This is a genomic window from Herpetosiphon llansteffanensis (genome assembly GCF_003205875.1).
In the GTDB taxonomy this organism is placed as follows: Bacteria; Chloroflexota; Chloroflexia; order Chloroflexales; family Herpetosiphonaceae; genus Herpetosiphon; species Herpetosiphon llansteffanensis.
In genome coordinates this window covers 1-7,026 of the sequence record NZ_PUBZ01000004.1, presented here as the reverse complement: position 1 = coordinate 7,026, position 7,026 = coordinate 1, and the positions used below count along the sequence as shown (strand labels likewise).

The 7,026-nt window shown below is 51.0% G+C and carries 6 protein-coding genes; all 6 read right to left on the bottom strand.

What is annotated here, in order from left to right; genetic code table 11:
* Window positions 1-79: 79 nt before the first annotated feature.
* Entirely contained in the window at window positions 80-2,224 is a 2,145-nt protein-coding gene (locus C5S61_RS00120; protein ID WP_240614375.1) for a CLIPPER-2 domain-containing protein, read from the bottom strand.
* 94 nt (window positions 2,225-2,318) lie between these two features.
* Window positions 2,319-2,744, bottom strand: coding sequence for a site-specific integrase (locus C5S61_RS00115; RefSeq protein WP_110513072.1), 426 nt, complete (start codon window positions 2,742-2,744; stop codon window positions 2,319-2,321).
* Window positions 2,745-2,749: 5 nt separating this feature from the next.
* The gene (locus C5S61_RS00110; RefSeq protein ID WP_110513070.1) at window positions 2,750-4,450 is read right to left on the bottom strand and encodes a hypothetical protein; all 1,701 of its coding nucleotides are present in this window, start codon (window positions 4,448-4,450) and stop codon (window positions 2,750-2,752) included.
* A gap of 206 nt (window positions 4,451-4,656) precedes the next feature.
* Window positions 4,657-4,860, bottom strand: coding sequence for a helix-turn-helix domain-containing protein (locus C5S61_RS27515; RefSeq protein ID WP_110513068.1), 204 nt, complete (start codon window positions 4,858-4,860; stop codon window positions 4,657-4,659).
* Between the two features lie 306 nt (window positions 4,861-5,166).
* Window positions 5,167-5,970, bottom strand: coding sequence for a CPBP family intramembrane glutamic endopeptidase (locus C5S61_RS00100; RefSeq protein WP_240614373.1), 804 nt, complete (start codon window positions 5,968-5,970; stop codon window positions 5,167-5,169).
* 26 nt (window positions 5,971-5,996) lie between these two features.
* Window positions 5,997-7,026: sensor histidine kinase (locus tag C5S61_RS00095; RefSeq protein WP_240614371.1), on the bottom strand; the 1,030-nt coding region annotated here is incomplete at its 5' end.

The window sequence follows — 7,026 nt, the reverse complement described above, 5'->3', positions numbered from 1 at the left end:
TGTCTGCTTTGCGTTTTACGATTGAATAACATTAGTATGGAGCACTGATTCAAACTGATTCAAAGAGAAAATATTACGCTCATTTGTACGGAAGTGATAGTTTTTGGGGGAATATACTTTTAGTTCCCGTTGGGTCGAAGGGGTGGATGATCAGATTCGAGTCTTCCTCGATCGTTTGATCACTGTCGGCCTGTGCCATATTGCGAATGGCCACCGTCGTCCCAATCGGCAACACGCGCACGCGAAACTGGACCGTGCGGGTTGCCCCAACCGCGAGATCGCCAATGTTCCACGTGAGCATCCCATCCACTGGAGCCACCGCTGGGTCGGCATCCAGGAAGGCGGTTGCTTCGGGAATCGCATCCTGAACAATGACCCCGGTCAAGGGTGCGGTGCCGGTATTCGTGACATCGAGGAAGTAGGTAATCGTATTGCCTGCGGCGACCGCCGTCCCGTTGGGCGGAGTTGAGCGCTTGACGATGCCCAGATCGGGATGCAGAATCGTCGTCGAGTCGTCGTCACAATCGTTGGTCGGGTTGGTGTCATTGGTGGTATCGACACAGGCCCGATTCACCACCTGATTCCCAATCGCTGGTTCGGGGATGACCCGGATCTGCACCGTGCCCGTTTCGAGTGCGGGCATTGCCGCAGTCGCCGTACAGGTTACGGTTTGCCCGCTAACCGTACATGACCAATGCGGGCCACTCGCCCCGAGGACGCGCAAATCAGCCGGTACAACATCCGTGATCGTCGTTCCCACAGGCATGGCGGCGGGGCCATGGTTCGTGACCGCAATGGTGTAGGTTCCTTCCTCGCCGACCACAAAATCGCCGGTATGGGTTTTCTCAACGCTGAGATCAGCACTGAGATCAACCCGAATCGTCACACTCGCGGTTGCGGTTGCGACGCGCCGGAGCCAGTCAAACTCATAGACCGAGTTGTCGAGGCCAGCAGTGATGTCCAACGTGGGCTGACGCTCATCGTCGGCGAAGACCATGACCCCATTGCCGCCACCAAAATACAGCATGCCATTTTCCGGATGCCGAGTTGCCGCACGTGCGCCCCAGACGGGATTTGCCGCTGGCCAGCGCAGCTCGGTGGGCAACCAGCGGTTGGTCGCCGTGTCCAAGATCAGTGCCCGGTTTTGCGGCGTGAAGCTGTCGCCGATGCGGTAGACCACCACATACAGTTTCGACTCATCGGGACTCAGCGCTAGCCCTTCCAGTTGCGGACGATAGGGATTCGTCACGGCAATGCGGGTAAAGCCACTCGTTGCCGTATCGACCGCATACAGGGCATTCCCTTGGCGGGTGGCCAAATACAGCCGCGTCCCGGCCCGATTGAGCAGCACCCGCCGCCCCACCGCCGCGTCGCCTTCGCGAATCAGGCGCGACCGCACCGTTCGGCTGGCGACATCCAGCACCGTCAGACTGTAATCGCCCATATCCGCCGCGTAGGCGGTCTGCCCGTCGGGCGAAAAGACGAGATCCTGAGCAGCGCTCGCGGTGACAACCGTATTGCCCGTCCCGTAGACCGCCGTGTCAAAGATGGTGATCACGGTATTGGTCGCCGTGTCAATCACCGCCATGGCACCCCGGCCATCACTGGCATCTTGGGGCACCCAGAGTTCGCGACCATTGGGCGTGAGTGCCCCCATCCGAACGGTTTTCGGGAGGGGAATCCGCGTGACGAAGACGCCGTCGTGGGTATAGACATCCACTCCGGTTGAGTGGCCGATATACAGCCGATCCATGGTTGGATGGGCAATGAGCAACTCCCCGCCTGCTGAGTCGGGACTGGTGCGGATCGTCGTGTGAATCGTCGCCGTTGCCGGATCGGCAATCCGCACACAGGTTTCGCGACCAACCGCACACGATGGATCAAGCATGTACAACCACGTGCCTACGTCGACCGTACTGGTCGCGGAAATCGTATGGGTGCCGTCGGTCAGACCGCTCATGGGCAGGCTCCACTGGCCATTTGTCCCGACGGTCAGGGTTTGCATTGCCCTCCCATCAAGCCACACCGTTACCCGCGAGCCAGCGGTCGCCGTTCCGGTCACGGTCGAATCCCTGTCCGTCACCACCTGCCCCGCCGTCGGACTGCCAATGGCCACCGCGACCGGGGGCAAGCCCGGCTCGTGGGGTTCCATCGCCGCTGCGGGGAGTAGGCTGAGCAGCCCCAACAGCACGCCAACAATCCCAAACCAACGCCATCGAGTCATAACGGCCTCCTACATTCCAAAAAAACGGTATACAAAACCCCACCGTGAGGATCACGCCGGGGACACATAAACGAAGTCAGATTGTCACAGTCTGCTAGCCGCCGCGCAGCTCGCGCAACGTGCAGTTGACACCAGCTCGCTGGCAATACATCCGCCAGTGCTGGTCAAGATAGGCTAAATCAAGGGGCAATCCCGTAGGCAGAGCGAAGCAGGATGAGGTGGGGGATCGCAGGGACAGATACGCGGTCAGGGCGGTCACGGTCGGGGCTTCGGTCAACAGTCGCCAGCGCGCGCCACAGCGCACCATCGGCAACGGCCCAGCCAGATCAAGATCGGCCATGGTCAAGCGACAGAGCGGCAGCACCCGCAACTGGGTATCGTACATCAGCCAAAACACGGCCTGATCCAGCCACTGGGTTGCCGGAATCGTCGCCAACACCTGTTCCACCGTTCGGCGAGGCCGCGCCGTCCGCAGCACCCGCACTGGCCCCACCCATGGGGGCGCAGGATTAATCACCATCAGCGTTACTCCCGCAGGGCTTCACAGGCGGCAAGGAAGGCCGGAAGCACCGTGCAATAGGAAGGATCAGCAAGTTGATTTTGGCGAACGCTATCGCTTGCGATAATGCTCGTTCCATCGATCCGACCCCGAACATCCAGTCGGCTACCCACGAGCAACCACTGGATCGAAGGGCGGATTCGATGCCAGAGCGATTTTGGTATCCATGGCGGTGCAGACAACTGACGTAAATAGACAGGAAGCTGCGATAGATCGGTCGCCGGATTCAGCAACACGGATTCAAGCGCCGCCCAGTCAACCGTGACGGACGGTGGATCAGATTCGATGGAAGGGTCGGCAGCGTCCTCGGAATCCGCTCCGACAGGTTCATCAAGGCCCAATGCCGTGGTCCACCGTGAGAGCGAGGCTGCGAAGTCTCGTGGCTGATCGATCTGCCACTTGGCGGCAGCGGGTTCCCAGCCGTAGTCCTGAATATCCCGCAGAATACTGACAACCCACCCGCCGATATCACGGATGCCCGTGCGCTGGCGAGCATCGGTCACCACGGTTTCCAGCATGGCCAAATCGATAGCAGCAAATTCGGCAAGTTGTTTAGGCCGAATCGCCAGTGACCGTAGGAGTGCAACCTGCGGGGTATCTGGAATTGACATAATGTTTCGCGCCGCCGGAACTGTTCTGGTTTTGGGTTCCAGAACATCCGGTTCGGATTCACGTTCTATTCGTTCGTTATTCCTATCAGAAAAAGAGACTCCACCACCGTTTTGTATGCTATGCAGATCGGTTTCTGGTGGTTGATCTTCTCTGTCTATTCTGCATGATCTGCCTGTGACGTTCCATTGTTCACTGGCGACCGCTATTTTTTCGCTTTCTAATGCGTCAAAACCGTCCTCGGACACCCTGTCTGTCATCGCCAGGTTCGTCGCCATGGTCATCACCATGGTCATCGCCAGGTCCGGTTCCACAAAAAAAAGATTGGGTCGTGGATCAGGGTCGCTGGGCCGCATAACGCCGCCGCGAGGAACGAGCTGCAAACGCTGTGCGCCGTGCAGACTCATCGTCCCCTGCGCCAGAATCTCCGTAATGCTTGGCACGGCGAGTGGTACGTTTTGGTGACATAAGCCACGGCGTTGGAGTGTGGCCGTGGCGTGGCGATGCGGGATTCCGGCCACGAGCAGCATATAGATGCCCACATCGGTCAAGGTCAGGGCTGGCGTGGTCAGATAGCGCGTAATCAGAGGCTGGCCGTGTGGGCGTGGCTCAATGCGACCAAGGTAGTGGTCGAGGATCGTGCGGTCGAGCCGATGCGTCGCCACGCGACCCCGATTGAAGGATTGCGTCGTTTCCCAGTGGCGCACGCCCTCGCGTTGCCAGCCCCACGTCGGCACATAGGCGATTTTGCAGCCGTGCTGTGGCTCGGATGGAATGGCGAGCCAATGGCCAGCCATGAGCTGGGCCAAGGCCGTGCGAATCTTTGCGCGGGTCAGTAATGGGTCATAGGCCTGAATATCGTGAGCAGACAGGGCAACGGGGGTATGGGTAACGAGCCAGCGCCGCGCAATCAGGGCATAAATGCCGAGCGCGAGCGGGGCGTGGGCAAGGGTTTCGGCTAGTTTGGTCGGGAACCAAAGATATGATCGGTCGGGTGCGGCCAGCCATGCCGGATTGCGCATGACCTCCGCCCCACCGCTCGGGTGGGTTGATGGCATAGGGTATACGATCCTTTACCACCTTTGGAAAGCTTGACATTTTCATGATGTCAGCGTATACTCAAAGGCAGCAAAATACCTCCCGAAAGGGAGTAAATCTATCAGAAAAACGCTTGTATTGTCTAGAAGGAGCGTTTTTCTTCATTTTAGCCAGCCTTTTATTAATCCCCGCTGGCTCCTGAGAAAGCCTTTAAAGGCTTATTAGTCTATTCACTTTTACTATTTGCTCGTGATCCTTTGCGAGGTGCACCTGGCTTACGATTTTGGACTAACACAAGATCTTTCTCATAGATCATCCATACACCACCAAATTTAGTGGCAGGCAATCTTTGTGATTGAATTAATGCACGGACTCGCGTTGGGGTTATTCCCAATTTTTGAGCCGCATCTTGTGTTGTAAGAAAGCCCATATCTGCACCTATCTAATAAGTATGGCAAATATAGCACACACGCAATAGTTTTGCAACAACGATTTCTAAGAGTTTCACAGTAAGTTAAGATAAGGTGATCACGGATGTCGCCCTACATCACGCCATTGTTCGTTTATACGCAGAACAAGCTTGATTGATACACAGATTAAATTATGCGTTCAATCGGGACGCTCTTGTGTTAAAGTACGTTAACTTACTATTTACTCTCTGGTTTGTAAATGGTAGGTTTCACGATCAACCATAAATGATAAATCTAGGCTTGAATATATGTTTTTTCACATATACTTACTTTCCTAAGGCTTTCTTATATCTACTTACTGCTATAGTAATAATTATTGCTCCGATATGGAACAATGTCATTAACCATCCACCTTCGGGTGAGTTAGCACCAACTATATGGGAAGGCCCATCAATAGTAATAGGTCGTAAAGATGCTCTTTTATCATGACCAAATAGTATCAATTGGGAAACATTCCAAGACCAATGATAGCCAATGGGCATCGCTAATGAATTTGAATGTTTTCGTAATTCAGTTAATAGAAGTGCCATAGTAAAATAACCACTGGCGGCAGCCAATGTTTTAGGTCTATGCCCTAGCGTAAATAGTCCACATAAAAAGATCGTAGCTCCGATAGAACCAACGGTCTTACTCCATACATCGTATCCATATCCTCGAAACACTTGTTCTTCATTTATTGAGACTGCAAAGTGCCCTATACTAGTAATTAGTATTGAGAGAACAAGTTGATGGATAGTGTTAGTTTTCCAACCCCATTCAGATGTCTGAATCCAATTGCTCGACGCAGCAACCCATAGCCATCCAAAATATATTGATGACCCTAATACAATCCCTGTACCAAAATCGGTAAAAACAGTCTTTGTCGGCAATAAGGTTGTATTTGTTGGTTTGGATAGAATGACTGTCAATACTGCGACCGCCGGGCTAGCTGTAATATGCATATACTCGTTCATAAAAACTGAGCCACGGTTTTGGAGCCGGAATGCTCCTTCAAGTATGACCACAGCACTTGTAAGATAGAGAACACCCTTTAGAAGCGATTTCCCATCAAATAATTGAGATTTAGTCATATAAATAATTCCATAACTAATAAGGATCAACCATAAATTCCTAATAATTCAGACTGCTCAACAGAAGCATCAGAATTTAAAGGAACAAAGATGTGAACACAGGTTCCAGTGTTTCGATCTGATTGAATCTCTATCCTTCCTCCAATCATATAAATCCTTTCTTTCATATTTCGTATCCCAAAATGCCCAGGTCTATTTAACACTGGTTGTTTTGGAGACCCATTATCACTAATAATAACTTGTAAAGCTGAATTATGAATACTGGGATAAGAAATCTCAATCGTAATATTTGTTGCATTAGCATGTTTAATCGAGTTTAATACTGCTTCTTTGATAACTCTGATTATCTCATGCTGAATTGATGTTTTTACTGGTATTATTTCATTGATAACAATAATATCAATAACACCTTTATAAATGCAACGAATTTGGTCTATTTGATTTGATAATACTGGAATAAACCCTAATGGGTCATCAATACCACTAGGATGTAATGATTCACAAATCATCCGTAATGAATAAGCTGTATCCTTCTCACCAGTTAACAAGAGATTAAGTTGGTCAAGTATATCTTGGTCATCGATGTAGGTTATAAGATGTTGTATTGTTTCAATATTTAGTTTAATATTTACATTTATAATTTCATCGTGTATTTCGCGGGCTATCTTTTTGGCTGTAATATCTTGGATATCCTTTAGAGAACTAAAAAGCTCTCTAACAGTTCTTTCTGCAATTGACTTTTGAGTGTAAAGATAGCTATTACCATATGCCATTGATGAAGCATTAATTAAATTTTGTAATTCTTCAATATCTTGTGATCTATAGGGATCTAGATCATTCCTTCGTCCAATTACAATTAATCCCAACAATTTATATTGAGGGTGATAAATAGGACAAAGCAATGTAATTTGCGGGTCATACAATAACATTGAAATATAATTGTATTTATTATTTGATATATCTCTTTGTATCTTGTTCCTGAAATCCAATATTCTCATAACGTTATTATGGCTGTCTCTTATCCACATCTCCGAGCCCACGAGACTAGCGCTCATC